The sequence below is a fragment of the Actinoplanes sp. NPDC049598 genome (assembly GCF_040675435.1).
Classification (GTDB): domain Bacteria; phylum Actinomycetota; class Actinomycetes; order Mycobacteriales; family Micromonosporaceae; genus Actinoplanes.
The window spans coordinates 419299-446048 of record NZ_JBFAOX010000001.1 but is presented as its reverse complement, the minus strand read 5'-3'; the positions used below and the strand labels follow the sequence as shown (position 1 = coordinate 446048).

At 70.5% G+C, this 26750-nt stretch carries 24 protein-coding genes; 5 read left to right on the top strand and 19 right to left on the bottom strand.

From position 1 onward, the window contains the following. Positions 1-18 precede the first annotated feature (18 nt). Positions 19-1797, top strand: a complete 1779-nt coding sequence (locus AB0J66_RS02190; protein WP_364654918.1) for a TIM barrel protein — start codon at positions 19-21, stop codon at positions 1795-1797. On the opposite strand, the gene AB0J66_RS02185 is transcribed toward AB0J66_RS02190, so the two are convergent. From AB0J66_RS02185 to AB0J66_RS02160, 6 genes are all read right to left on the bottom strand, one after another. Further along, positions 1787-2617 (bottom strand): serine/threonine-protein kinase, encoded by an 831-nt coding sequence (locus AB0J66_RS02185; protein ID WP_364654917.1) that lies wholly within the window; start codon positions 2615-2617, stop codon positions 1787-1789. The genes AB0J66_RS02190 and AB0J66_RS02185 overlap by 11 nt on opposite strands. A gap of 66 nt (positions 2618-2683) precedes the next feature. After that, positions 2684-2986 (bottom strand): hypothetical protein, encoded by a 303-nt coding sequence (locus tag AB0J66_RS02180; RefSeq protein ID WP_364654915.1) that lies wholly within the window; start codon positions 2984-2986, stop codon positions 2684-2686. 17 nt (positions 2987-3003) lie between these two features. After that, positions 3004-3423 carry a hypothetical protein gene (locus tag AB0J66_RS02175; RefSeq protein ID WP_364654913.1) on the bottom strand — a complete coding sequence of 140 codons (420 nt, stop codon included), beginning with the start codon at positions 3421-3423 and terminating at the stop codon, positions 3004-3006. Between the two features lie 39 nt (positions 3424-3462). Then, positions 3463-3765 carry a hypothetical protein gene (locus tag AB0J66_RS02170; RefSeq protein ID WP_364654912.1) on the bottom strand — a complete coding sequence of 101 codons (303 nt, stop codon included), beginning with the start codon at positions 3763-3765 and terminating at the stop codon, positions 3463-3465. A gap of 58 nt (positions 3766-3823) precedes the next feature. Further along, entirely contained in the window at positions 3824-5080 is a 1257-nt protein-coding gene (locus tag AB0J66_RS02165; protein WP_364654910.1) for a sigma factor-like helix-turn-helix DNA-binding protein, read from the bottom strand. After that, positions 5077-5337: a hypothetical protein gene (locus tag AB0J66_RS02160; protein WP_364654908.1), complete on the bottom strand. Its 261-nt coding sequence runs from the start codon at positions 5335-5337 to the stop codon at positions 5077-5079. Before AB0J66_RS02160 ends, AB0J66_RS02165 begins: the two co-directional genes overlap by 4 nt. A gap of 1774 nt (positions 5338-7111) precedes the next feature. On the opposite strand from AB0J66_RS02160, the gene AB0J66_RS02155 reads away from it, so the two are divergent. After that, entirely contained in the window at positions 7112-8257 is a 1146-nt protein-coding gene (locus AB0J66_RS02155; RefSeq protein WP_364654906.1) for an FAD-dependent monooxygenase, read from the top strand. A 58-nt stretch (positions 8258-8315) separates the two neighbouring features. Continuing rightward, positions 8316-9308: an HIRAN domain-containing protein gene (locus AB0J66_RS02150; RefSeq protein WP_364654904.1), complete on the top strand. Its 993-nt coding sequence runs from the start codon at positions 8316-8318 to the stop codon at positions 9306-9308. 9 nt (positions 9309-9317) lie between these two features. On the opposite strand, the gene AB0J66_RS02145 is transcribed toward AB0J66_RS02150, so the two are convergent. From AB0J66_RS02145 to AB0J66_RS02110, 8 genes are read right to left on the bottom strand one after another with little or no spacing between them, the layout of a single operon-like run. Beyond that, the gene (locus tag AB0J66_RS02145; RefSeq protein ID WP_364654902.1) at positions 9318-9731 is read right to left on the bottom strand and encodes a pyridoxamine 5'-phosphate oxidase family protein; all 414 of its coding nucleotides are present in this window, start codon (positions 9729-9731) and stop codon (positions 9318-9320) included. After that, positions 9701-11584, bottom strand: a complete 1884-nt coding sequence (locus tag AB0J66_RS02140) for an FAD-dependent oxidoreductase (protein WP_364656022.1) — start codon at positions 11582-11584, stop codon at positions 9701-9703. The genes AB0J66_RS02145 and AB0J66_RS02140 overlap by 31 nt, the downstream gene beginning before the upstream one ends. Further along, on the bottom strand, positions 11584-12303 hold the full coding sequence (locus AB0J66_RS02135) for an ABC transporter ATP-binding protein (protein ID WP_364654901.1): 720 nt from the start codon (positions 12301-12303) through the stop codon (positions 11584-11586). The genes AB0J66_RS02140 and AB0J66_RS02135 overlap by 1 nt, the downstream gene beginning before the upstream one ends. Beyond that, positions 12300-14156, bottom strand: coding sequence for a branched-chain amino acid ABC transporter ATP-binding protein/permease (locus AB0J66_RS02130; RefSeq protein WP_364654900.1), 1857 nt, complete (start codon positions 14154-14156; stop codon positions 12300-12302). The genes AB0J66_RS02135 and AB0J66_RS02130 overlap by 4 nt, the downstream gene beginning before the upstream one ends. Continuing rightward, positions 14153-15022, bottom strand: coding sequence for a branched-chain amino acid ABC transporter permease (locus AB0J66_RS02125; RefSeq protein WP_364654899.1), 870 nt, complete (start codon positions 15020-15022; stop codon positions 14153-14155). Before AB0J66_RS02125 ends, AB0J66_RS02130 begins: the two co-directional genes overlap by 4 nt. 5 nt (positions 15023-15027) lie before the next feature. Continuing rightward, positions 15028-16161, bottom strand: coding sequence for an ABC transporter substrate-binding protein (locus AB0J66_RS02120; RefSeq protein WP_364654898.1), 1134 nt, complete (start codon positions 16159-16161; stop codon positions 15028-15030). A 27-nt stretch (positions 16162-16188) separates the two neighbouring features. Then, positions 16189-17907, bottom strand: coding sequence for a thiamine pyrophosphate-binding protein (locus tag AB0J66_RS02115; protein WP_364654897.1), 1719 nt, complete (start codon positions 17905-17907; stop codon positions 16189-16191). After that, a complete protein-coding gene (locus AB0J66_RS02110; protein WP_364654896.1) occupies positions 17907-19340 on the bottom strand; it encodes an aldehyde dehydrogenase family protein in 1434 nt (477 codons plus the stop codon). The genes AB0J66_RS02115 and AB0J66_RS02110 overlap by 1 nt, the downstream gene beginning before the upstream one ends. Positions 19341-19520: 180 nt before the next feature. Between AB0J66_RS02110 and AB0J66_RS02105 the strand changes: the two genes are divergently transcribed. After that, entirely contained in the window at positions 19521-20288 is a 768-nt protein-coding gene (locus tag AB0J66_RS02105) for an IclR family transcriptional regulator (protein ID WP_364654895.1), read from the top strand. Positions 20289-20315: 27 nt separating this feature from the next. Beyond that, positions 20316-21533 (top strand): CoA transferase, encoded by a 1218-nt coding sequence (locus AB0J66_RS02100; RefSeq protein WP_364654894.1) that lies wholly within the window; start codon positions 20316-20318, stop codon positions 21531-21533. 115 nt (positions 21534-21648) lie between these two features. Here the strand turns inward: AB0J66_RS02100 and AB0J66_RS02095 are convergent, their stop codons facing one another. The 5 genes from AB0J66_RS02095 to AB0J66_RS02075 all read right to left on the bottom strand — a co-directional run bounded on the left by AB0J66_RS02095 (position 21649) and on the right by AB0J66_RS02075 (position 26689). Then, complete coding sequence (locus AB0J66_RS02095) at positions 21649-22506, bottom strand: shikimate dehydrogenase (protein ID WP_364654893.1); 858 nt, start codon at positions 22504-22506, stop codon at positions 21649-21651. Between the two features lie 80 nt (positions 22507-22586). Continuing rightward, the gene (locus AB0J66_RS02090; RefSeq protein WP_364654892.1) at positions 22587-23480 is read right to left on the bottom strand and encodes an MBL fold metallo-hydrolase; all 894 of its coding nucleotides are present in this window, start codon (positions 23478-23480) and stop codon (positions 22587-22589) included. Positions 23481-23556: 76 nt separating this feature from the next. Beyond that, positions 23557-24876 (bottom strand): pyrroloquinoline quinone biosynthesis protein PqqE, encoded by a 1320-nt coding sequence (pqqE, locus tag AB0J66_RS02085; protein ID WP_364654891.1) that lies wholly within the window; start codon positions 24874-24876, stop codon positions 23557-23559. Further along, positions 24873-25553 (bottom strand): pyrroloquinoline quinone biosynthesis protein C, encoded by a 681-nt coding sequence (locus AB0J66_RS02080; protein WP_364654890.1) that lies wholly within the window; start codon positions 25551-25553, stop codon positions 24873-24875. The genes pqqE and AB0J66_RS02080 overlap by 4 nt, the downstream gene beginning before the upstream one ends. Before the next feature lie 95 nt (positions 25554-25648). Continuing rightward, positions 25649-26689: a ThuA domain-containing protein gene (locus AB0J66_RS02075; RefSeq protein ID WP_364654889.1), complete on the bottom strand. Its 1041-nt coding sequence runs from the start codon at positions 26687-26689 to the stop codon at positions 25649-25651. Positions 26690-26750: the final 61 nt, after the last annotated feature.

Here is a 26750-nt window from a genome sequence, read left to right as displayed (position 1 = left end):
TCGTTCATTAGGAGCCCGATGCGTACGAGTATCGCGACCGTCTGCCTCTCCGGCACCCTCGACGACCGTCTGGACGCGGCCGCGGCGGCCGGTTTCGACGCCGTCGAGATCTTCGAGAACGACCTGATCGCGTCGAGCAGCTCACCCGAGAGCATCCGGCAGAAAGTCAGCGACCTCGGCCTGAGTATCGACCTCTACCAGCCGTTCCGTGACGCCGAGGGCGCTCCCCCACAGCGGTTCGCCGCCGTGACCCGACGTTTCCGGGCCAAGCTCGACCTGATGGCCCGCCTGGGCGCCGACACGATCCTGATCTGTTCCTCGGTCGCGCCCGACACGATCCCCGACGACACGCTGATCGCCGACCAGCTCCGTACGCTCGCCGATCTCGCCGCCGCCCGGAACATGCGCGTCGCCTACGAGGCCCTGGCATGGGGCCGCCACGTGTCCACATGGGACCACTCGTGGGACATCGTCCGCCGGGCCGACCACCGCGCCCTCGGCCTCTGCCTGGACAGCTTCCACGTGCTGTCCCGGACCGACGACTATCGGGACATTCGCAACGTACCGGCCGAGAAGATCTTCTTCCTTCAGCTCGCCGACGCGCCCCGGCTCGCCATGGACGTCCTGCAGTGGAGCCGCCACCATCGCCTCTTCCCGCTGCAGGGCGGCCTCGACCTGGCCGGCTTCACCCGGGCCGTCCTCGACGCCGGCTACACCGGGCCGCTCTCCCTCGAGGTCTTCAACGACGTCTTCCGCCAGGCCGACCCCCGCCGTACGGCCGTCGACGCCCGCCGCTCCCTGATCGCCTTGCGGGACGACGCCCTCACGCCCGCCCCGGCGCTGAACGGCATCGCCTTCGCCGAGCTGGGCGTCGACGCGACCTCCGCCCCCGAGCTCGAGACGGTGCTGCGCGCCCTCGGCTTCACCCACTCCGGCCAGCACCGGTCCAAGGCCGTCCAGCTCTGGGAGCAGGGCACCGCCCGCATCCTGCTCAATTCCGGCGCTCCGCGCCTCGCCGAGGGTTCGGCTGCGATTCGCGCTTTCGCTTTGGAGAGTACGGATCCCGAGCACAGCGCCCGCCGCGCCGCGCAACTTCTGGCCGCCCCGCTCCCCCGACAGCACCGGGAACGCGAGGCCGACCTGACCGCGGTCGCCGCCCCCGACGGCACCGAGGTGTTCTTCGTCCGCACCCCGCCCACCGGCGACTTCCTCCCGACCGGCGAGCCGGCGGCCGGGGCCGGGATCACCGGCATCGACCATCTCTCGCTGGCTCAGCCCTTCGACCGGTACGACGAGGCGGCGCTCTTCTACCGCACGGTGCTCGGCCTGGTGGACGACGAGGCGGGCGAGTTCGCGGCGCCGTTCGGCCTGATCCGTACGCTCGCGATCCGGGACCCGGCCCGGAGCGTACGCCTCGCCCTCAGCGTGCCGGTCCTGCGGCGCGGCGACTGGGCCCCGGCCATCGGGCATCCGCAGCACATCACCCTGGCCACCTCGGACCTGGCCCGTACGGCCTCGGCCCTTGGCGATGCTGTGCTGCCGATCCCGGGCAACTATTACGACGACCTGGCGGCCCGCCTGGATCTGCCGCCGTCACTCATGGCGGAGCTGCGCCGCCTGGGCGCGATGTACGACGAGGACGAGCACGGTCACTACCTGCAGTTGTTCACGCCGGTGGTCGGCGATCGCGTCTTCTTCGAGATCGTGCAGCGGGTGGACGGCTACCGCGGTTACGGTTTCGCCAACGACCCGGTCCGGATGGCGGCCCACCGGGCCCAGCGCCTCATCAAAGGCTGAGCAGGGCCGCGCGCGTACGGGCCGCGCTCCAGCGCCGGCCCAGCTTCGGCTGCAGCAGCCCTTCGAGCACCGGGCGCAGCCGGCCGGCCCGGCGGAACGGGGTCATCCGCCCCTCGGCCACGGCCAGCACCGTGGCGAACAGGTCACCGCGGTCGAACGGCGAGCGGCCCTCGACCGCCGCGTACATCGTCGCCCCCAGAGAGAACAGGTCGCTGGCCGCCCGCGGCTCGCCACCCTGCAGCTGCTCGGGCGACACGAACGCGGGGCTGCCGGCGAACCCCCCGGGCGGCGGCCGCCAGTCGGCCCCCGGCACGTGCGCCACCCCGAAGTCGAGCAGCACCACCCGCCCGTCGTCGCACAGCTGGATGTTGCCCGGTTTCACGTCGCGGTGCACGACCCCGGCCCGGTGCGCCGCGTCCAGCACATCGACGATGCAGTGCCCGATCCGCACGACCTGCTCGATCGGCAACGGCCCCTGCTCCTTGACGGCATCGCCGAGGCTCTGCCCGCTCAGGGCCTCCATCACGATCCAGGGTTGGTCGTCGTCGCGTACGACGTCGTGGATCCGTACCACCCCTGGATGCTCGACCCGCGACGCCGCGCGCGCCTCCGCGAGGGCCCGCTTGCGGGCCGCCTGACCGGTCCAGTCCGAGCCGAGGTCGACCTGCTTGACCGCGACCCACCGCTCCATCAGCTCGTCCTGCGCGAGCCACACCGTCCCCATGCCGCCGCGCCCGAGCACCGAGCAGAGCCGGTAGCGCCCCGCCACCACCAGCCCCGAGGCGATCGGCGCTTCCGCTGCGAATGTAGTGACCCCCATGCCCTACAAGGGTGGTCACTTCGGGCCCGCGTGTCGTCCAGGCGAGCCCCCAAATCGCACTACCGGCTAGCTGCTACCCATCCGGATCAGCGCGTTCCCGCCCAGCAGCAGCACGTCGGCCCCGGCCACCAGCGCCATGCTCAGATGCAGCCGCCGCGACGCCTGCTCAGGGTCGGCCTCACGCAGGCCCCGGACCAGAGCCACCAGCCCGGCCAGCACCAGCGGGATCCCCCCGATCAGCAGCAGCCCGACCGACCCCGGCGTCCGCCCCCGCACGACCAGCAGCGTCACCAGCACCGTCGGCACGATCCCGAAGAACAGCCAGCACAGCCCGGCATACCAGCGCAAAGGCCGTGTCGCATCGCTCATCCGAGGATCCTAAGGCCTCAGTCGGGAGGCTCGACCGAGAGGTGCACGTGCAGCTCCACCCCCAACGCAACGGCGAGGAACACGACCCCGGACGCCACCACCGCGATCAGCGCACCCATGGCCACCCGCCCGCGCAGCCAGCCCGTGGCGCCGACCCCCAAACTCCACGGCGCCAGAAACCCGAGCGCAGCGAAGTACCCGAAGCCCTCACCAGCCACCATTCCCGGCAGCGCCACGAGCAGCGCCACCCCACCGGCGGCAAAGCCCGGCAGAACCGGCACCAGCGCTCCCCACCCGCTACCCGGCGCGCCACGCACTCTCGACACCACCCGCACACCCGCCACGACCAGAATCACGGTCGTCACAGCCGCGGCGGCGCACCACGCCACCCCACCACCCGGAGTATCGGTCATCGACGACGGCGCCACAACGCTCACCGAGGCTCAACCCCGCAGCCTTGCCTCCGGTCACGGGCATCAGCCGTCCGTCGCCCGCAAGCCGTCCTCCCAACGCCGCCGCCGCTCCTCCAGCGTCTGCTCCCACCAGGGGGTCCCCCGCTCCCCGAGCGCCACCTTGGCCGTCTGCACCCGAGCCCGAGCCGCCGCCGGATCCTCCCCCGCCCGCAAGGCCCTGCCCACATCCCGCCGCGCCGCCATCAGCGCCTTCCGCAACGCCGCTGCCGTGCCCTCCGGAATGGCCGGATCGGTGGCCCGCCACCGCCGCCCCTTGATGACGACGAAGTGGCCATCCTCGGTCCGTTCTATCTCATCCCCTGTCACCAGGCGATTCTCTCAGCACCACCTACGGTGGACCAGTAGACACCGACCATCCGACCGACTACTCATCCCAGTACGACGAGAACTTCTGGCGGATTACCCGCCGGTTCTCGCGAACTGATCTGACACTGCATTCGAGGACTTTGGCGATCTCATCGACGGTGTACTCGTCGGCGAGTAGTGCACACACCTCCGCCTGTCGGCGCGGCAGTTGTTGGAGGAAAGACTGCAGAGTCTGCTCAGCCACCACCCGTTGCCCCGGCCCGGCGAACCTTCTCGTGACGTCGTACGTCCGGTCAAGTCTCGTGAGCTCCTCCTCTCGATGTCGCCTCGCCCGAAGCCCGAACGCTTTACGCCGTCCGGCCTTCAGGACCCGGTGCCACGCATTGCCGCGCTCGGCCAGGCTGTCCCGTCTCCGCCATACGTCAGCGAAAGCTTTGGCGGCCGCCGTCTCGGCGATGTCGCCCTCGGGGAACTCGATCATGAGCATTCGGAGAATCGTCTGGAAGCTGGCGGCGTAGAAGTGATTGAATTCCGCCTCATACGTTCCCCGGCCGGAAGCGTCGGACCGACGAGTAACACGACGGGGAACCGCCACATTGGCCACCGGACCGTCGGTCGGGAATTCGAGGCCGAACGCCGGCGCCAGCAACGCCGAGGCCAGTGGCTCCGGCGCCTCGGCCGCGAGCCATTCGACGGTTACCCGGTGCGCCTGCCACTGTGTCACCCAGGCGGCCGCCGCCGGCTCCTGAAAGAGCCCGATCCGGCGCAGTAATTGGCTGCCGATCCAGGCACTTTCCGGATCAGCATCGGCCGAGGTGCGGTGCCATCTCTCGGCCAGGGTCGGTGACGCGACGACGTGAATCGTTTTGTCGAATTTCATGATCGCCGCCACGGTGGAGTCCCAGCGTGGCTTCCCGCACGCCCGAATCACAATCGATGCGTCCTGGCCCGGCCGTCGCAACAGCACCCGCCGATCGGCTGCCAACGCCAGAAGTCCGCTCACCGCGAACGGTGAACCTCCAGGCAGCGGCAATACCCGCCGGCAGAACTCGGGCAAGTGACGCGGCGGCACCGTGAGCTCCAGCCCCTGCGGCAGCGGATGCACCGCCGCCACCGGCAGGAACGCCTCGACCCCCGGCCGGCACAGCGCCACCATCAACGCCGACTCCAGCCGTTGCTGGTCTTCGGTGCCGGCCGACGGCAGCGCTGACATCTTCGGCGGCAGCGTCCGGATCGCCGCCTGAGCCAGCTGGAAGTTCTCGCCGGTGTACAGCGCTCGGGTCCGGGCGCGGTTCTTGGCGCCGCTGTGGGTCATCCCCGCCCCCGCTGATTGCGCGGCGGACGCCGCTGGGCAACAGCGCGCGGCTGGCTCCCGTGCGCGCGGGTCACGATGTCACCGCTCCACGCGCGGAGCTGCTTCAGGATGCTGAGCGCCGACTCCTGAGCACCGGCGCTGAACGCCATCCGGAGCCACAGCGGCGTCGAGCACAGCACGACCCACACGATCGGGATATGGGCGATGGCCACCACGAGGGGACCAAAGAACAGGCGAACGAGGCTCAACGGCTGCATGTCGGCTCCTTTGTCCCGTCGCCCGGCCGACGAAGGAAACCCGCATGCTGATCACGTGGCTGGTTGGCAGGTGGGCTTCACACCCTTCGATCGCTTCTGAACCAACCGGGAAGGCTCACGATCTGGCCACCTAAGTCACCAACACGGTCACGTTAGCGCACTGCAAACCGCCCAGCAAGCAACGCACCTCCGATAAAGGACCAAAGTGGTATCAGCACCGGGAATGCTCCCTCCCTGCCCCACCGGACCAGCACCGATCTGAAAACCTTGCAGGTCTGGTCGGGGCAACTCCAGCCTTGTGGTCACTCCACCAAGTCACCGGCGTCCTGCCACAGGTTCAACGCCGCTGCCCGCACGCCACCGCCCCAACCAGTGCTGAACGCCTCCGCCGCACCCGCACGAAGATCACAGCGAAGGCCCAGCCAGGAGCATGCGATCCGCAGCGGCTGACATCGACCCCGGCCAGCCGGTCACGGCACTCCTGGGCCTGACCATTGCGCGATAAGCCTTTTCGCTAATGGCGGCTCGGCTTGATATCGGAATTCATCGAGGTTGGCATGATCCAACGCTGACGCCACCGTCTCGGGTGGGGGACAATTCTTACATGCGAGGGCAGATGTCGTTGTTCGGCCGGGCCGAGACGGCAGCGATGCGCGATCGCACCAAGGCCAGAAACTATTCTGCCGACCGCGAAGAAACCCGGCGTGTCCTGAAAAAGCGCCGCGATTGGGGATTAGCGCAACGGTACGCCGAGAAGCAGCGCCGCATGTATGGATCCGTGGAGGCGGCCCGGGCCGAGTTCGCCCGGTGCGCCCGCGAGCGGCGCATGCCCCAGCTTCCGGCCGGCTGGACTGTCGCCGCCGAGCCTGCCGCAGCAAACGCCCCCACCACGCGAGCGCCTCTCACCGCAGAGCCCGGCACGCCGCAGCCAGCAGTACTCACACTGACATCCCCCGCACCAGCAGCGATCGAACCGACGGCACCCGAGCCTGCACCTCAACTACCAGCAACAAAACCGGCAGAACCCGCAGCCGCGCCCCACCTGCCAGCGCCAACAGAACCGATAGCACCCGTGTCCACACCCCGGTTGTCGGCGGCGATCGAACCGCCAAGAGCCGAGGCCGGGCCCCACCCGCTAGTGGTGGTCGAGTCGGCAACAGCCGAGCCCCGGCTGCACCCGCTCGCGGCGATGACCGCTTCGGCATGCGGCGAGCCGTCACGCCGGGACCCGGCCAACCGCTCGGGTGCCGCGTTGCTCACACCTGGCCCCGCCCAGCTGCTTGATCAAGTGGACCGAACCTGGTCGAGGACGCGACCCGCCGTCGCGGACGCACGCCACGGTGCTGCCTATTCGATCGAGCCGGCCGGGTCCCGCTGGCCCACCCCCTCAAATCACAAGGTAATTAACGGCGGTCGGTGCTGCAACAGAACGCTTTCGCTGTGCCCGGTCACACAACCGGAAAGACGTATCACTATCGAAGCGTATTACCTGTCTCCGGCCAGCGGGAAGGCATTCCCAAACAGACCGGCACAAACAATTCGCAGAGAGACCTCGGCCGCTGCGCGGAGGGCAGCTGACCCCGACGCGTGCTTGCTGGTGGTACGCCGGGCGCTGACGGCGTAATTCGCGATTGTCTGCTAGGGCTGTGTGGATCCGGCGCGGGACTTGTTGACGGTGACGCGATGAGTTTCTGGTCGCGCTGAGGTCTGAGTTCCGACATCATCGATTCGGATCGGGACAGCAGGGGGCGTTGTGAGCGGTGTCAAGGTGTTGGTGTCAGGGGCGAGCATCGCCGGGCCGGCGTTGGCGCACTGGTTGCGCCGGCGTGGGGCCGAGGTGACCGTGGTGGAGCGGGCGCCCGAGCTGCGGCCCGGTGGGCAGGCGGTGGATGCGCGCGGGGTGGCCAAGGAGGTCATCCGGCGGATGGGGCTGGATGCGGTGGTGCGGGCGGCGCGCACCGAGACTGCCGGCGGGTACACCGTTGACGTGGACGGGAACGTGCTGGAGACCTTCCGGGCGGAGGACGACGGCGGGGACGGGTACATCTCCGAGATCGAGATCCTGCGCGGTGATCTGTCCCGGGTGCTCTACGACGACACCCGGGGCGGTGTCGAGTACGTCTTCGGGGACCGGATCGCCGGGCTCACCCAGGATGCGGACGGGGTCGACGTCACCTTCGCGGGCGGTGCGCGGCGGCGCTTCGACCTGGTGGTGGGGGCCGACGGGCTGCACTCGGCGTTGCGGGCGATGGTGTTCGGGCCGCACGAGCAGTTCGTCCGGCATCTTGGTCTGGTGCTGGCGTTCTACAGCGTGCCCAACGAGTTCGGGCTGGATCGCTGGCTGATCGACTACCAGGATCAGGGGTCGGGGCGGTCGGCCGGGCTGCGGCCGGTTCGGGACGCCACCCGGGCGATGGCCATGCTTTCGTTCCCCGCGCCGGATTTCGCCATCGACTACCGGGACGTCAAGGCGCAGAAGGAGCTGCTGCGGGAGCGGATGGCCGGGCTGGGGTGGCTGACGCCACGCATCCTCGCGCACCTCGACGACGCCCCGGACTTCTATCTCGACCAGGTCGCCCAGGTGGTGATGGATCGCTGGTCCAGCGGGCGGGTGGGGCTGCTCGGGGACGCGGCGTTCAGCTCGTCGCCGTTCTCCGGTGGGGGCACGGGGCTGGCCCTGGTCGGGGCCTACCTGCTGGCCGGGGAACTGGCCGCCGCGGGGTGGGATCCGGCGGCCGGGTTCGCCGGGTACGAGAAGCGGATGCGCCCGTTCGTCGAGGCCAACCAGGAGATCGGCCGGCTGCATGTGCAGAGCCGCGCGGTCGCCGAGGACGCCGCGGAGCCCGACATGGAGGCGCTCATGGCGGTCGTCGACCGCGCGATCAACGGCGTCGACCTGCCCGACTACGAAGGGCTGTGAGGAGTTCACCTGAAAGGGTGACAGTGCAGCGCCGGGAGTGGGTCTAGGGTCACGGGCCGTGGCGGAACCATTCGAGCTCTGGGGACAGCGCGGCCGGGCGTACTTCGAGGTCGTGGGTGAGTCCTTCTACGAGGAGCAGATCAAGGCGCTGTTCAAGGACAGCAAGGGCGACGAGCTGGACTTCGTCGTCGAGCTGCGACCTGACCCGCTCAACCAGTACGACCCCAACGCGGTGGGCGTGTGGGGGCCGACCGGGCAGGTCGGGCACCTGTCGCGGGACAACGCCAAGAAGTACCAGCCGGCCCTGCTGCAAGTGGTTCAGGCCGGCTGGCGGCCGGTCGTGGGGGCGCGGGCGTACGGATCCGAGTACGAGAACTACGACGGGCGGAAGACGTTCCGCGGTGGGGTATGGCTCGACCTGGCCGAGCCGCACATGCTGTTCCCACTCAATGCGCCGCCGCCCGCCGGGACGCATCGACTGCTGCCGGTCGGCGCGGCCATGCAAGTGTCCGGCGAGGACAAACACATGGACGCGCTGGTCGCGCACCTGCGGCCCGAAGGTGAGGGCTGGGTTTACGCGACCCTGCACTCGATCACCGAGCAGACCGCGCGCACTTCCAAAGAGTTGGTGGAGGTACGCGTTGACGGGCACCGCGTCGGGCAGCTCACCCCGAAGATGAGCGGCGAGCTCCTCCCGGTTGTCACCCACCTGGCCGCCGGCGGTGCCACCACGACCGCGCGCGCCGTCGTCAAGGGCAACCGTCTGAAGGCCGAGGTGGTCCTCTACGTTCAGCGGGCCCACGAGCTGCCGGCCAGCTGGGTCGAGGCCCAGCCGGCGCCGCGGGCTCACGTTCCGGCACCCGCGGCGGCGGCCCGGGCGCATGTGCCGGTGCCGCCGCGGCCGACCGGTGTGCGGTTCGTGGTGCCGCCGGAGTGGCCGCAACCGCCGGCCGGCTGGGAACCACAGACCGGGTGGCAGCCCGATCCGAAGTGGCCGGCCGCCCCCGCGGACTGGCAGTACTGGCAGCTGACCTGGAGCCGGGCCGAGTAGTCCCACGGGTCAGAAGGCCAGGCGGCTCACCTTCTCCGGGTGCAGCACGAGGCGTACGAGCCCCTGGGTCTGCCAGGCTTCGAGAAGTTTCGCGTGCTCGGGGTCGTCCCAGGTCCAGTACCGGCCGGCCAGGCGGGTGGCCAGCTCGGCGGCGCCGTCGTCGTGCAGGGTGACCCGGCCCTCGACCGCCACGTAATGCTCGGGCTCGCCGGCCGGGGCCGAGACGACGACGGAGGCGCGCGGGTTCTCGCGGAGGCGGTCGAGCTTCGGTGAGGCCGGCTCGGAGAACATGTGCAGGTCGCCGTTGTCGGCCACTTCGAACCAGACCGGGCGGGGTGAGGGCCAGCGGTCGCCGCGCGGGGCGACGGTGAGGAAGGCGTAGAGCGGGCGGGTCAGCAGCGCAAGATCCTCGTCTCGGTACATGCGGTCAAGGGTAGGTCGGCTGCCTGGCGGATGGCTTCGGCGGCCGAGGTGGCGGATCCGGCCTCGCCGATGGTGACGGTCGACCACGGGCCGGGGCCGAGATCGACCGTGCGGGGAACCATGCCCTGCGAGACCAGCACCGGGCCGGAGACGGGTGTCCAGGTACGGAGGCCGGCGGCACCGAGCAGGAGGCGGTCCTCGGTGATGGCCTCCAAGGTGGTGCCGAGGCGGATATCGACGTCCGGGTGGGCGCGGAGGCGGCGCTCGACCAGGACCTTCTCGCGGAAGCCGGCCTCGGGGGCCAGCGTGGCGGTGGCGGCCAGCAGCAGGACGCGGTGCCCGGCCTCGGAGGCGGCGTCGGCGAGGGCGATGCCGGCCCGGTCGGCGCCCCAGATCGTGACGACCTCGGCCGGACGGGGCTCGGGCGCCGTACGCAGCCAGGCCGGGAGGTCGACGACGCGGGGCAGGGTGGCACCGGGGATCGAGGGCAGGTGGCCGGCGCCGCCGCAGGCCATCACCACAACGTCGGGCCGCCAAGCGGCGACTGCGCCGGCGTCCGCGGGGGTGGACAGGCGCACGTCCACACCGAGGCGCTCCAGCTCGGCCGCGTACCAGTCGAGCAGCCGGGCGAACTCCGGGCGGCCCGGAAGGGTTGCGGCATAGCGGAATCGGCCACCGAGCACCGGCCCGGCTTCGAACAGGACCACGTCATGTCCGCCGGAGGCGGCCCGGTGCGCCGCCTCGAGCCCGGCCACTCCCCCGCCGATGACAAAGACGCGGCGCGTGGGCGTAGAGGAAGCGGGCGAGGGAGCGGGGTTGACGAGGCACCAGATCGGGCGCTGGGTGTGCAATTCGTCGATGCAGCCCTGGTTGCAGGCAATGCACGGGCGTGGGGCCACTCCGGCCAGGGCTTTGCGGGTCCAGTCGGGGTCCGCGTGCTGAGCCCGGCCCACCGCCACCAGGTCAGCCGCGCCCGACTGCAGGATCTCCTCGGCCACCGCGGCCGTCGGGATGCGGCCCGCCACGCAGACGGGCTTGCCCAGCGAGCGGAACCGGGCGGCGTACGGCGCCAGCACGCCCCGCGCCACCTCACCGGGCTGGACCATCCACTCGCCCGCCTCGTAGCACCCGGCCGAGATGTCCAGCACGTCCACCATGGACAGCGGGAGGCGGGCCGCGAGGGCCAGCGTGTTTTCCGCCGACAGGCCGCCGTCGACGCCCTCGAAGGCCGACAGCCGCAGGAAGACCGGCAGTCCGGCCGTCCGGATGGCTCCCAAGACTTCCGACGCGAACGTGAGCGGGTCGGCATAGCGGTCGGTGCGACGGTTCGTGCGCGGGGACATGAACTGGTGGACGAGATAACCGTGGGCGGCGTGAAGCGACAGTACGTCCACCCCGGCGGACGCACACCGGCGAGCCGCCGCCCCGAAGGACGCCACCAACGACGACACCTCGTCCGTCGGCAGAGCGCGCGGAGCGACGCCCCGGAAGGGCACCACCGAGGGCGCCACCGGCTGGAAGCCCGACACCGAAGGGGAAGCGACCCGCCCGGCGTGGTTGAGCTCCACGCCGAGCAGGCCTCCGGCGGAGTGCACGGCCGAGGCCAGCGTAACCAGCCCCGGCAGCACGTGGTCCCCGTGCGCCCCGAGCTGCCGCACCCGGCCGCGCCCATCCGCCCGTACATAGGTGGCCTCGGTGAAGACCAGCGCCGCCCCGCCGGCCGCCCGCGCCCGCAGGTAGGACACGTACATGTCGGTCAGGCGCCCGTCGGCCGTGCCGTAGTTGCGCTCCATCGGCGGGCTGACCACCCGGTTGCGCAGGCCCAGCGCGGGGAACGGCGAGCCGAGCAGCATCACAGTCCCAAGTAGATCTGGCGCACCCGGGGATCGTTGCGCAGCTCGGCCGACGTGCCGGTCATGGCGACCGCGCCGTTCTCCACCACCAGGCAGCTGCTGGTGGCCTCGAAGGTCAGCTTGGCGTTCTGCTCGACCAGCAGCAGGGTCAGCCCCTCCGAGCGCAGCCGCTTCAGCACGGCCAGGATGTCCTCGACCAGCTTGGGCGACAGCCCCATCGACGGCTCGTCCAGCAGCAGCAGCCTCGGCTGGGACATCAGCGCCCGCCCGATCGCCAGCATCTGCTGCTGCCCGCCCGACAGGGCTCCGGCCAGCCGGTGCCGCATCTCCCCCAGCACGGGGAAGAGGTCATAGACCTCCGCGAGGGTCGCTCTGGTCGCGGCGTTCCACTTCCGGGCGTACGCTCCGAGCAGCAGATTCTTCTCGACGGGCAACCCGGTGAAGACGTGCCGTCCCTCGGGCACGTAACCGATGCCGTGCCGGACCATGTCGCGGGCGCCGACCCCGGCCAGATCGACGTCGCCCAGCCGCAGCGAGCCGGCCTTGCGCGGCACGAGCCCCATCACCGCCTTGAGCGTGGAGGTCTTGCCGGCGCCGTTGGCCCCGATCACGCCGACCGCCTCACCGCCGGGCACCTCGAAGCTCAGATCCCGTACGGCGCTCACCCCGCCGTAGTTGACCGTCAGCCCCTCGACGGTCAGCGCCAGCCCCGTGGTCATCGCGTCGCCTCCGAGACGGGCAGGTCGTCGGTGTTCATCGAATCCCCCAGGTACGCCTCGATGACCGCGGGCTCGGCCGCGACCTCGGCCGGCCCGCCCGAGGCGATCACGCGGCCGCCGGCCAGGACGGTGATCTGCTCGCAGAGCGACATCACCAGGCCCATGTTGTGCTCGATGATGATGACCGTGCGGCCACTGTCGCGAATGGACCGGACGATCTCGGCCAGCTGCCGGACCTCCTCACCGTTGAGCCCGGCCGCCGGCTCGTCCAGCAGCAAGAGGTACGGGTCGGCGGCCACCGCCCGCGCGATCTCGACCCGCCGCTGGATTCCGTACGGCAGGGACTTCGGCGCGAGAGCGGCGAATTCCGTGAGCCCGAACCGTTCCAGGATGTCGGCGGCGGAACGCCGCAGCTGCCGGTCGCGCCGCAGAACGCTGAGCGGTCGCAGGATGTAGCGCCAAGCGTGGTGGGTCGGGCTCCGGTCGAGCGCCACGAGCAGGTTTTCCTCGACGCTGAGGTCGCCGAACAAGCGGAGATTCTGGAAGGTGCGGGCCATGCCGGCCCGGGCGAGGCGGTACGGGGCCCGCCCGGTCAGGTCGTCGCCGCGGAAGATCACGCGCCCGGTGGTCGGTTTGTAGAGCCCGCTGATCACGTTGAACAGGGTGGTCTTGCCCGATCCGTTGGGCCCGACGATGCCCCGGATCTCCCCGGTCGCCACGGTCAGCGAGACGTCGTCGAGTGCTTTCAGGCCCCGGAACTGCTTACTCACGCTTTCGACCCGGAGAACGAGTTGATCATGGGAGGTGGGGGTGGCCGCGGAAGGGGTGAGCGCAGAGGCGTCCGGCGCGGCCGGAGAGGGGGCGCCGGCGGCGGCGTACGGCTGGAAGGGCCTCAACTGGGCCGCGGCACCGCGAGTGCCGCGGCGGTGGTCGAGGTAGGTGCGGACCCGGCGGGGCAGGCCGGCCAGGCCGGTGGGGGCGAAGACGACGACCAGCACGACCACCGATCCGTACGCCAGCTGGGCGATCGTCGGGTGGTCGACCAGCAGCTCGCGCACCAGGGCGAGGCTGATCGCGCCGACCACGCAGCCGATCAGGCTCTGCCGGCCGCCGATGATGACCATGGCCAGCAGCAGGAACATGTTGGCGATGTTGAAGGATTCCGGGGCCACATAGCGGATCAGCCCGGCGTACAGCACCCCGGCGATGCCGCCGTACACGCTGGCCAGCATGAACGCGGTCATCCGGAGCAGCGGCACCTCGGCCCCGAGCGCGCCCGCGGCCAGCGAGTCGTCCCGCATGGCCCGCATCCGCCGGCCCAGCGCGGTGCGCACCACGAAGAGCCCGAACCCGAGAGCGACCGCGAAGACGATCAGCTCGAGGTAGTAGTAGAGGTATTCGCTGGACAGGTCGATCCCCGGCAGCGTGGGCGCCGCGATCCCGGAGATGCCCTCGGCCCCGCCCGCGATCTCGGCGTTGGTCACCCAGTTGGTGAAGGCCAGGGCCAGGCCCAGCGTCACGATGCCGAGATAGTGCGACTGCACCCGGAGCGCGGGCGTGCCGATCACGACCCCGATCACGACGGTGGCCACGATGGCCAGCACCCCGGAGACCCAGAAGCCGAGCCCGGCGTGCGTGGTCAGGATCGCGGTGGCGTACGCGCCGACGCCGAAGAACGCGACCTGGGACAGGTTCACCTGCCCGGCGATGCCCATGACCAGCCCGAGACCGATGGCGAGGATCGCGAAGATGAGGATCACGTTCACCACGTGGATCGCGTACGAGTCGAGTCCGTACGGCAGGAACCAGGCCGCCAGTCCGACGGCCGCGACCACCGCGAGAGGCTTTCTCATGCCCGGTTCACCGTCCGCTCGCCGAAGATACCGGTCGGCCGCACCATGATGATCACCGTGAAGACCAGGAAGGTGACCAGCTCGGAGTAGCCCTGGAAGTGCCCGGCGGTGAACGAGTCGAGGATCCCGATGGCCAGGCCGCCGAGGATCGCGCCGGGGATGCTGCCGAACCCGCCGAGGATGGCGGCGGCGAAGCCCTTGATGCCCAGCGCGCCGCCGAGCGCCGGACTGACGTACAGCAGAGGCCCGACCAGGCCGCCGGCCAGCGCGGCCAGCCCGGCGCCGATCATGAAGGCGACGGCGTTGCTGCGGCCGACATGGATGCCGACGGCCGTGGCCGCCTCGTGGTCCATCGCCACCGCCTGCATGGCGGCCCCGCGCTTGGTGCGGGAGAGGAAGAGCACCAGCAGCACGGTGGCCACCGCGGCGATCGCGAGGACCACGAGGTCGTACGTCCGGATGCGCAACCCGAACAGGTCGATCGGGGCCGTCGGCACGGGCGACGGGACGGCCCGCCCGGTGGCGCCCCAGATCATGATGATCAGCGCGTCGAGCACGATGCCGAAGCCGATCGTGCCGATCAGCATGAGGTCGAAGTCCTTGTTCTCCAGCGGGCGCAGCACCCGCTCGATGACCAGGCCGATCGCCCCGGTCACGACGATCGCGACGATCATCGCCAGGGCGAACGGCAGCTTGGTCGACAGGTAGAAGGTCGAGGCGAGGTACGCGCCGACCGTGACCACGTTGCCGTGCGCGAAGTTGACCAGCCCCATCGTCCGGTAGACCAGGGAGAACCCCAGCGCCACCAGGGCGTAGACGGCGCCCAGGCTGACGCCGCCGACGATCGTCTGGAAGAAGACCTGCATCCCGGTCAGCTCTCGGCGGCGACGAGCTGGCCGCCCTTGATGACACCGATCGACGTCTCGAAGATGCCGACCCCGGTCTCGTCGAAGGCGAAGTCGCCCAGCAGGCCGTCGTGCTTGGTCCCGCGGATCGCGTCGGACAGGGCCTTGCCGGTGGCGACGTTGCTCGTCTTGAGCGCGGTCAGCAGGATCTGGGTGCCGTCGTACGCCTTCGCGCCGTGCAGCTCCGCCTCCTCGTTGAACTTCGCCTTGTACGCGGCGGCGAACTTCTTGGACGCCTCGTCGATGTCGTTGCTCAGGTACGGCGAGCTGACGATCGTGCCCTCGGCGTTCTTGGCGCCGGCGGTGTCCAGGAAGACCGGCGTGCCCTGCGGGGCGGCGCCGGCGAAGGTGGCGGTGATGCCGAGGTCGCGGGCCTGCTTGACGATCAGGCCGGACTCGACCTCCTCGGCCCCCAGGAAGATGACCTTCGGGTTCTTCTGGCGGATCGAGGTGAGCACCGCGCTGAAGTCCTTCTGGTCGGCGGTGACGACCTGGTCGGCCAGCGGGGTCACGTTGCGGCTCTGCAGGGCTTTCAGGAACGCGTCGTGCTCGCCCTTGCCGTAGCCGCCGTTGTTGGTGATCATCGCGATGCTCTTGATGCCCTCCTGGTCGACGATGTGCTTGGCCAGGGTCTCGTCGTACGTGGTGGAGGTCGGGCCGTTCAGGAACAGGAAGTCGCTCTTGGTGGCGACCAGGCCGGGCGACTGGCCGGAGGTGATGTTGGGGATCTCGGCCTGCTTGAGCAGCGGCGCCATGGCGATGGTGACCGCGCTCTCGGCGGTGCCGATCATCGCGATGTAGCCCTCACTGTCGATCTTGCGGGCGAGGTTGGTGCCGATCGTCGGGTCGCCCTGGTCGTCGAAGACGTCGAGCTGGATCTGGCGGCCGTTGACGCCGCCGTTGGCGTTCCACTCGTCGACGGCGAGCCGGGCGCCCTTGAGCTCCCAGGCGCCGAGCGAGCTGAGCTGGCCACTCTGCGCGTCGACGACGGCGATCTTGATGGGACCGGAGTCGTTGCCGGCCTCTTCCTTGTCGGAGCCGGGCGCGCTGCACGCGGCGGCGGCGAGGGCGACGGCGAGGACGGCGAAGGTGGCTCTCATGCGGAGGAACATGTGCGTGTCACCTCATCATTTGAATTGACCCTGATAAATGTCTTTGATGTTCCAGTGGCCCGGGGTGGGCACCGGCTCGTTGACCATCGGGACGTCGATCACCGCGGGGCGGCGGCGCTCGACGGCCGACTTGAGGGCGACGGTGAGATCGCCCGGCTCCGCCACCACGTAGCCGTCCGCGCCGCAGGCGCGTCCGAGGGCGGCGAAGTCGGGGCTGTACGGGTTGCCGTCCGGGTCGACGAAGTCGCACCCGTAGCTGCGGCCGAAGAAGCTCGACTGCAGGTCGGAGATCGTGCCGTGGGCACGGTTGTTCATCACCAGGAAGATCACCGGGAGGCCCTGCTCGACCGCCATCGGCAGCGCGGGCAGCTGGGCGCTCATCCCGCCGTCGCCGATCAGCGCCACGACGACCCGCTCCGGCTGGGCCAGCTGCACGCCGAGGGCCGCGGCCGGGCCGAAGCCCATGGTGGAGGCGCCGCCCGGGGTGATGAAGCGTCCGTCGGCGGGCAGCGGGTAGCACTGGGCGACGCCGTTCTTGTTCCAGCCGACGTCGGTCACCAGGACCGCGCCGGACGGCAGCGAGGCCCGTACGTCGGCCAGGATCCGCTCGGGGCGCAGCGGGAACTGGTCGCTGCGGCCGCGCTCGGCGCTGGCGGCGAAGAGCTCGGCCCGGGCCTGGCCGATCTCCGAGCGGAGGGAGGGCCGGTCGGTTCCCTCCGGCTTCTGCTGCTGTACGGCGTGCAGAATGCGCTGGGTGGCCAGACCGGCATCGGCCACCGCACCGATCTCCACCGGGTAGTTGCGGCCGATCTCAGCCGGGTCGATGTCGATCTGGATCAACCGCGACGGCGGGAAGCGCCACGTGTACTCGGGATCCCACGAGCTGGAGTCGGTCTCGGCGAAGCGGGTCGCGATGGCCAGGACGACGTCGGCGTTCCGGGCGTACTCGTTGGTCTCCTTGAGGCCCCAGAAGCCGGTCATGCCCATGACCAGCGGGTGGTCGTCGGGCAGGGTGCCCTTGGCCATCAGCGAGTGCGCGACCGGGATGTCCAGGTGTTCGGCGAGCGTCTTCAGGCTTTCGTTGTTACGGAGACCGCCGCCGACGTAGATCAGCGGCCGTTCCGCCCCGACGAGCGCCGCGGCGATCTTGTCGGCGTCCGCCGGGGACAGATCGGGCTTCGTGGTGGTGACCGGCAGCGGATGGTCGCCGCTGGGCGCCTCCCGGTTGAAGATGTCCATCGGGACGTTGAGCAGGACCGCGCCGGGCCGGCCGCTGGTCGCCGTCCAGAAGGCGCGCTCGGTGAAGCGGGGCAGGTCGGCCGCATGCTGCACCTGCCAGGCCCGCTTGACGAACGGGCGGTAGATGGCGGCCTGGTCGGCGTCGTTGTGCAGGTTGACTTCCTGGTGCGGATGACGCCCGTACATGTAGGACGGGATGTCGCCGGAGATGGCGACCAGCGGAACCGAGTCCAGGGCGGCCGTGGCGACGCCGGTGACGGCGTTCATCATGCCGGGGCCGACGTGCATGAGCAGCACACCGGGCTTGCCGGTGGCCCGGGCGTAGCCGTCGGCGGCGTGGGCGGCGGTCTGCTCGTGGCGGGCGATGACGAAGTCGATGTCGCTGCGGCCGAGCGCGTCGAGCAGCGCGATGTTCGTGTGCCCGCACGTGCCGAAGATGTGCGTGACGCCGTAGCTCGTGAGCTGCTCGACCAGGGCGTCGGCGGCGGTCTTCATCAGTTCTCTCCCCAGATCGACAGGCCACGCAGGATCAGCGTCTTGACGACGGTGTAGTCCTCGACCATGTGGCGGGGGTCCTCGCGGCCGAAGCCGGAGTCCTTGACGCCGCCGAACGGGACGTGGTCGAGGCGGTAGTTGGAGGAGCCGTTGACGATCAGGCCGCCGACTTCGAGCTCACGCCAGGCTCGGAAGATCCGGCCGGCGTCGTTCGTGAACAGCCCGGCCTGCAAGCCGAAGCTGCTGGCGTTGCACCTCTCGAGCACCGCGTCGAAATCGTCGAACGGCAGGACTGTCACGAGTGCGCCGAACACTTCCTTGACGACGACCTCGGCGTATTCCGGCGGGTCGACGACAACGGTCGGGCTCAGGGTCGCGCCGTCGCGGCGGCCGCCGACGGTGATCTCGCCGCCGCTCGTCGTCGCCCATTTTTGGACGCGTTCAGCAGCTGCGTCGTCCACCATCGAGCCGACGTCGGTGGTGGGGTCGAGCGGATCACCCACGCGGAGTCTCTTCACCTCCGCGGTCAACAGCTCGACAAATCGGTCTTTTCGTCGGCGGTCCACGTAGATCCGCTGCACCGAGATGCAGCTCTGACCCGAATTGCTGTAGCCGGTGCGGGCGCACACCTGCGCGGCCTGTTCGAGATCGGCGTCGTCGCACACGATGGTGGCCGCGTTGCCGCCCAGCTCCAGGACCAAGCGCTTGGCGCCGGCCGCCCGCGCGACCGCCGCTCCCGTTTCCGCGCTGCCGGTGAAGCTGATGACGGCCACCTCGGGCGCGGCGCACAGCTCGGCGCCGACCTCTCCCCCACCGTGCAGCAGCTGGACGGCCTCGACCGGCGCGCCCGCGTCGAGCAGCAGCGCCACCACGGCCGCCGAAACGGCCGGGGCCTGGGGCGGGGCCTTGACGATGGTGCTGTTCCCGGCCGCGAACGAGGCGCCCAGCTTGTGCGCGAGCAGGTTGGCCGGCGCGTTGAACGGCGTGATGGCCAGCGCCACCCCGGCCGGCGCCCGATAGGTGAGCGCCGTGTTGCCGACGCCGCGGGCCCAGCCGGCCACCGGAAGCAGGTCGCCGCCGATGGCCCGGGCCTCGGCCGCGCAGACCGCGAACGTGTCGGCGACCCGGTCCAGCTCGCCCCGGCCGTCGCGCAACGGCTTGCCCAGCTCCAGCGCGAGCAGCCGGGCGATCGCGTCGCGGCGTTCGACCGCGAGGGCCGACGCCCGATCGAGGACGGCGGCCCGGGTGGCGGGGGCGAGGCAAGCGATCGTACGGGCACTGGCCCTGGCGTATTCCGCGGCGGCGCGGGCGTCGCCCGGCTCGGCGATGCGGGCGGCGCTCACGACCGTACGGAGGTAGGGGCCGACACGCTCGGCGACCGGCCCGTCGGAGATCCATTTTCCACCGAGGAGCGTCGGCGTTCGCTCGACCATCTTCGCCTCCCCTTCCGCTGTAGTCCGTCTAGCGGACCGCTTGCGCCTACTCTGGACCGCTGTGCGGACTCCGGTGTAACGTACGGTTGGCCGCCAGCGGAAGGCAAGAGGCCGGGTCGAGAAAGTTACGAGCCGATGACCCCACAATCAGGGGCAGCCCTTGAGAGGAAGTGAGGCATCGTGACCCGCGACGAAGACGGCCCCGGCGTCCGCAGTGTCCAGCGCGCGCTGGACATCCTGTCCCTGCTGAGCGAGGACCGGCCGCTGATCGCCGTGCGCGACATCGTCGCCGCGACCGGCCTGGCCAAGACGACCGTGATCCGGCTCGTGCAGACCCTGGAGCAGAGCGGTCTGCTGTGGGCGACGAACTCCGGTTACATGGCCGGGCCCGGCCTGTGGCGGTGGGCGCACCTGGCCCGGCGCAGCTGGGAGCTTCCACCGGAGACCCAGCGGATGATGCGGGAGCTGGCCGCCCGGGAACGGGAGACCGTGAACGTCTACGTGGCCCGCGACATCGTGCGGGTCTGCATCGCCCAGCAGGAGAGCCCGCAACCGCTGCGGCACGTCGTGCACGTCGGCGACGAGCTGCCCATGTGGGCCGGCGCCTCGGCCAAGGTGCTGCTGCGCAACGCCGGGGACCCGCTGCTCGAGCGGATCGCCGCGTCCTCGCCCTACGGCGAGGGCCACGTCCGCCGCATGCGCGAGTGGATCGACGAGGCCGACCAGCAGGGGTACGCGGTCAGTCACGGTGAACGGGAGAACGGCCTGTCCGCCGTGGCCGTGCCGATCCTCGGGCGCTCGGGCACGGTCGTGGCCGCGCTGACCCTGAGCGGCCCCACCGTCCGCTTCGGCGACGACCGGGTCGCCGCCTTCGCCGAGTCGCTGCTCAAGGCGGCCGCCCAGATGAACGAGCGGGGCTTCGACCATCCGCTCGGCGCGTCCTTCTAGCTGCTCTGACAGGAAGGAGTACCGCTGATGGCCGACCGGCCGCTCCACGGTGTCCGCGTCCTCGATCTCACCAATGTGCTCGCCGGCCCGTACTGCACCTATCACCTGGCGTTGCTCGGGGCCGAAGTCCTCAAGATCGAGATGCCGGGGCGGGGTGACCTGGCCCGTCAGCTCGGGCCGGATCCGTCGCTGAACCGGGCCCGGCTCGGCGCGTCCTTCCTCGCGCAGAACGCGGGCAAGAAGTCGGTCGAGCTCGACCTCAAGGAGCCGTCCGGCCGGGCCGTGTTCCTGGAGCTGGCCGAGCATGCGGACGTGCTGGTGGAGAACTACCGCGCGGGCGTCATGCACCGGCTCGGCCTGGGCTGGGAACGGCTGCGGGTGCTCAATCCGGCGCTGATCTACTGCGCGATCACCGGGTTCGGCCAGTCCGGGCCGTTGAGCCAGGCGCCGGCGTACGACCAGATCATCCAGGGGTTGTCCGGGATGATGAGCGTGACCGGGACCCCGTCGACGGCCCCGCAGCGGGTCGGCTTTCCGGTGGCGGACACGGTCGGCGGGCTCAGCGCGGCGCTCGCCATCGCCGCGGCGCTGGCCGATCCGCGCCGGGAGGGGCGGTTCCTGGACGTGTCGATGCTGGAGGCGTCCATGTCGGCGATGGGCTGGGCCGTCTCCAACTACGTGGTCAGCGGGGTCGAGCCCCAGCCGATGGGCGACCAGAACGCCACGGCCGCGCCGTCGGGCACTTTCGAGACCGCGGCGGGCGCGCTGAACATCGCGGCCAACCGGCAAGAGCAGTTCGAGACCCTGTGCCGCCTGGTGGACCGGCCGTCCTTGGTGACCGATCCACGCTTCGCCGAACGGGAAGCGCGCAAGCAGAACCGCTCCGAACTGAACGAGCTGCTGAACGAGGCGCTCCGCGCGCGGACGGCGGCGGAATGGGAACGCATCCTGCCCGCGGCCGGGGTGCCGGCGGCCCGCATCGCCAGCGTGCCCGAGGCGGTGTCGTCGGACCAGCTCGCCTCGCGGGAGTTCTTCGCGTCGCTGCCCTTCCCGGCGGGGACCCCCACCGCGGCGGTCGCCCGCGGCGACGGGCAGCTGCGGGTCGCCGGGAGCGGGGTGCTGGTGGACGGAGAGCAGCTGGGGCCGGTCTCGGCGCCCCCGGTGCTCGGGGAGCACAACGCGGAGCTGCCGGAATTGCTGCGGCGGTGGCGTGGGGCGGCGCTGGCGGAGGAACTGCGGCAGTGATCGTCCAACCCCCGCGGGCCCGCCCTCCCAGGGGGAGCCCCCGCAGGCCAGTCTACCGGCGTTGGCGGGAGCGGGTCGGGGCCGCTGTGGACAGCCGCCCAGTGTGGACAACTCGTCATTCACGGCGACTCCCGGTCAGCCTGACAAAATCGGCGTACATCAGCTCCTCGTCCGGGCTCAGCCCGGTGAAGTGGGCGAACGACGCCGCCGCCTGGTAGACGACCATGCCCCCGCCGTCGGCGACCCGGCAGCCGCGGGCGCGGGCGGCCGCGATCAGCGGGGTCTCCAGCGGGCGGTAGATCACGTCGGCCACCCACAGCGAGGGCCGCAGGTGCTCGACTGCCACCGGCAGGCCGGGGTGACCGCCTTCCATGCCGATCGGGGTCGCGTTGACCAGGCCGTCGGCGCCCACTAGCCGGGCCGGCACCTCGTCGGGGCCGATCACCTCGACCGTCGTGGCGCTGCTGCCGCCGATCGCCTCGGCCAGCCGCTCGGCGCGTTCGCGGTCGAGGTCGGCCAGGGTGAGCAGCCGCGTCCCGGTGCCGGCGATCGCCGAGGCCACGGCCGCGCCGGCGCCGCCCGCGCCGAGCTGCACGACGTGGCCGGTCGCGACGCCGGGCAGTTGCCGGGCCAGGCCGGACGCGAACCCGTACCGGTCGGTGTTGTGGCCTGTGGCCCGCTCCCTGTCGAAGAGCACCGTGTTGACCGCGCCCAGCAGGGCGGCCTCCGGCGAGAGCTCGTCGAGGAACTTCAGGACATCCTGCTTGTACGGGTGGGTGATGTTCAGCCCCCGGAAGCCGAGCCGCCGCGCCGAGACGAGCAGATCACCGAGGTCGAGACCGCGCGTCGAGGGGTCGATGAGCTGGTAGAGGTAGCGCACCCCGTGCCGGTCGGCCTCGAGCTCATGCAGCGCCGGGCTCATCGACGTGGCGATGTTCGCGCCGATCAGGCCGACCAGGAACCGACGGTCCACGTTGCTCTCCAGTTCTTTGTACGAACCAGTACGTTAGTTATTCTCGCCCGACGGCACCCCTGTCAAGAGCGCCCGGGAGATCAGATGAGCTCGATGCCGTCCTCGGCCACGTCCGGGCCGGCGGCGTCGTTCGTGTTGTTCAGATGCCCGAACCGGAACCGCGTCCCCGGATGCCGCGCGAAGTGCCCCCGCGACTCGGCCATCGGCAAATGCCCCATGCTCGCCGCGCTCCCCGGCCGCCCGGTCATCCGCGTCAGCTCGTCATCCGTCTGGAACGTGCCATCCAGCAGCACCTCGTCGGCCCCGGCGATGAAGCGGTGAAACTCCTCGGTCCAGGCCGGCAGACACGTGGCGTATACAAAGGATCGGTTCGTATACGAACGCTGCGTTCGTATGCGGTCGCCGCGGGCCACTGCGCTTGCATCCGTCCGCTGCGCTGATCTTCGGTCGCTGTTCGGCGGGGCTGGGGAAAGCCGCAACGCCGAAACCCAGTCGTCGCCGCTTGCCTCGGCCGCGTAGCGGGGGCGCTTGGCGCCGACGGTCAGCCGGCGGACCTTCAGGCCGCCGTCGAGGTCCAGCTCGGCGGGCAACTCGCGCCATTCGACATTGCTGTACGCGGCCAGCAGCGCCCGGAGCGGAGCCAGTGCGGTGGTGACCGCCGTGGTTGCGTACACCACCAGCGAGACCGCCTCCCTCAGCGAGAGCAAGCCGATGGTGTGATCGAGCTCGGCGGTCGTCAGCAGCACCCCGCGCACGGGGGTCTCGCGCAGGCCGGGCCCGGGACGCAGCTCGGGCGTGCCGAGAAGCTGGGCGCGGATGTCCGGCGACGCGTTGATCAGATACCACGCGCGACCGTCGCCGGAGACCGCCACCGAGTCCTGCAGCCGGTGATGTCCGCGGCGGCAGGTCGCACAGGCGCAGTTCCATTGCGGGCAGCCACCACCGGCCGCGCTGCCGAGAACCCGGACCCTCACCGGCGCCGCCGGGTGGCCGCGCGCCCGCCGAAGACGCGGCCCCCGGCCGCCGCGGGCCGGGGTGACTCGCCGGCGCTCACCGGTAGCGCCGCGGGATCACCGGCGGACGCGGGCCACCGACGGGGATCAGGTCGCGGTGGTGCGGCGACAACGAGCAGACCGGGTCGGTGGCGGCGGCGTCGCCGGTGAGCTGGAAGGCCTGGCAGCGGCAGCCGCCGAAGTCCAGTTCGCGCAGGTCGCAGCTGCGGCACGGATCAGGCATCCAGGCGGTGCCGCGGAAGCGGTTGAACAGCTCCGAGTCGAACCAGATCTGCTCGAGCGGGCCCGTCGGCTTCTCGATGGGCAGCTGCTCGGCGGCCAGGCACGGCAGCACGACGCCGGACGGGCTGACGGCGAACTGGCGCGCGCCCCAGCCGTTCATGCAGGGCTTGGGCCGGCCCGTGTGGTGGTCCGGCCGGACGTAGACGATCTCCATGTCGAAGCGGCCGTGCGCCCGGGCCGCAGCGGCGTCGGCGCGGTGGATCTGGTCGGCGGTGGGCATGATGGCGGCGCGGTTGCGCAGGCCCCAGCCGTAGTACTGGGTGTGGGCCAGCTCGAGCCGGGACGCGCCCAGGCTCGCGGCGAAGGCCGCGATCTCTTCGAGCGCCTCCACGTTGGCCGCGTGCAGCACCACGTTGACCGTCAGCGGTAGGCCGGCCTCCCGGATCAGCGTGGCTGCCTCGATCTTGCGGCGGTGGGCCGAGCGCAGGCCGGCGATGGTGTCGCCCGCGGCGGCGTCGGCGTGCTGCACGGAGAGCTGCACATGGTCGAGACCGCTGAGGCGCCGCGCGGTCAGGCCGATGCCGCTGGTGATGAGGTTCGTGTACAGGCCGAGCGCCCGCGCATGGGCCACCAGCGCCGGCAGATCCGGTCGCAGCACCGGCTCGCCGCCCGAGAAATGCACTTGCAGTACGCCGAGGTCACGCGCCTGGGTCAGCAGTGAAAGCCACTGCTCGGTGGTCAGCTCGTCGCGCCCGGCCGCCACCGGATTCGAGCAGTAGCCGCAGCTCAGCGGGCATCGGTAGGTGAGCTCGGCCACCATGCCGATCGGCAGCGGCGTCCGGTCGAGACGCTTTCCGGCGACATTTCCGACCTGCACCGCGGCACCGCGATCAACGAGCAGGCGACGAGCTGCAAGATCGTCGATCAGATCGATCACATCACCCGGACGCACGTCGTCATAGGACCGAGCCAGTTCGGCGACGATGTCGGAATAAGAGCGACGACCATCGCAGGCCCGTACGACGTCCGGCGCCGGCCCGTCCAGCAGCAGGCTCCCCTCCGGATAGAGCAGCGCGTCGACATCCCGTACCGGATCATGAACGAGCCGGACCCCGTGAGCCAGCCCCGGCCTCACCCGACGCCGCCCTGATAGTCGATCGCGTCGAGCATCGCCCCGAGCACGTCGCATTTAAAGGCGAGCGCGGCGACCGCAGCTGTTTGCGACTCTCTAGAAAGGCAGTGATTCAGCACCACATCGAGCGTGTACCGCGCGTCATCCCGCACGACCGGAATGCGGTTCTCGAAGTACGCGTACCCGTCCGGCTTGATCCAGTCGTAGTGTGCCCGCCACGCCACCACACGCGCCGTCATGAGATCGGGCGAGAACATCTCGGTCAGCGCCGCTGCCGCCGACTCGATCCACGGCCGCCGCAGACAGAAGTCCAGATAACCGTCCACCGCGAATCTGGTCCCCCGGGCGACGTGCCGCTCATCGAGCAGCTCATCCCGGGAGAGCCCGACCGCGTCGGCCAGGACGAGCCAGTCCTCGCGCGCGGCGCCGTCGTGGAAAACGACCCGGGACAGCCATTGCCGGCGCACCTCCGGCAGCGGGCAATTGGCAATGACGGCAGCGTTTTTCCGGGCCAGGATCTGCTGGTAGTACCAGCGATTGGCCACCCACGAGCGAACCTCACCGGGGCCGCACTCCCCCGCGTGCAGCCGCACATGGAACGGATGCCCGTCCCAATAGCGGGGCGCGAGGGAGCGCAACTCGGCGGCGAAATCCTTGCGGCTCAGCGCTTGGTCAGCCACGGACGGTCGACTCCGGCGTAGCCCGAAATCTCCGCGCGCGACTCGAGGTTCTCCGTGCGCGGCCTGGTCCAGGTCTTCTTCTCCATCTCCACTCCTCAGCTGCAGAAGGGAATCTTGCCCATGGCGGACAGGATCCCGTTGACGACGTGCTTCTTGAAGAACGCCTGACCGGCGAAGCCGGACCCGTCGATGTACGCCTGCGAGTCGTGCCCGAGCGCGGTGACCCACGACCGCCCGCCGTCGTAGTACTGACACCAGGAGATCGGGTGGAATCGGCCGTGGCCCGGATGCGTGCTCGACTTGGTGGCCAGCGATCCTTCGTCGACGGCCAGCAGGAATTTGACCCGCGTCGGGAACGGCATCCAGTTGTACCACTCGTCCTTGAACTCCCAGCGGGCCGGCAGTCCCGCGGTCGACGAGTCCTTGGTGAGCGTGACGACCGTGCCGTTCTGATTGGCGCCGTGGTCGTAATACTGCGTACCGCCGCACAGCCCTTCGTAATAGGGCCAGTTGTACTCCGTACCGCCGATCGCGTTATGAATTCCCACAAAGCCGCCGCCCGCCCGCATGTATTGGCGCAACGCCGTCCGGGCGGCATCCAGATGGGCCGGGGTGGTCGTGTTGACCGCGGCGTTGGGCTGCACGGCCGTGCCGTGCTTGAAGAGCGTGTCGCGGCTGGTGCTGCCGAAGACGACCGCCTTGTAGGTGCTGCCGATGCCGGGCATCAGGGTGACGTCCTCGGTCCAGTCGACCTGCACGCCGACCTCGCCCATCCACTTGACGATCGCGTTCTGCAGCACGTGCGCCTCGGTCAGCGGCGGGTTGAGCCCCGCGGGCAGGGCCGGGCCGAGATGGGCGTGGCGCGGTCCGGCCGTACGGCTGTAGAGAAGGACCCTGTCCTGGCGATTGGCCACCCACGGGTGGTAGGAGGCGGGAACCTGGCCGCGGACGACGTTGTAGTAGGGGTCGAAGTACTTCTCCTGGCCGCGCGGGATGGTGCCGGTGATCGGCTCCTTGACGGTCGGCTCCCGGCCGCCGGCGTGCGCCTCGGCCGGTCCCGCGCCCGCGGTCGTGCCCACGGCGGCCGCGGCGGTGGCCGCGGCGGCTCCTCGGAGGACATTGCGCCTGTTCGTCACTCTGACCCGCCCTTCGGTGGTCCGCCAGGCGGACCGTGTGTTCCGATTTAACGGCCGGGCT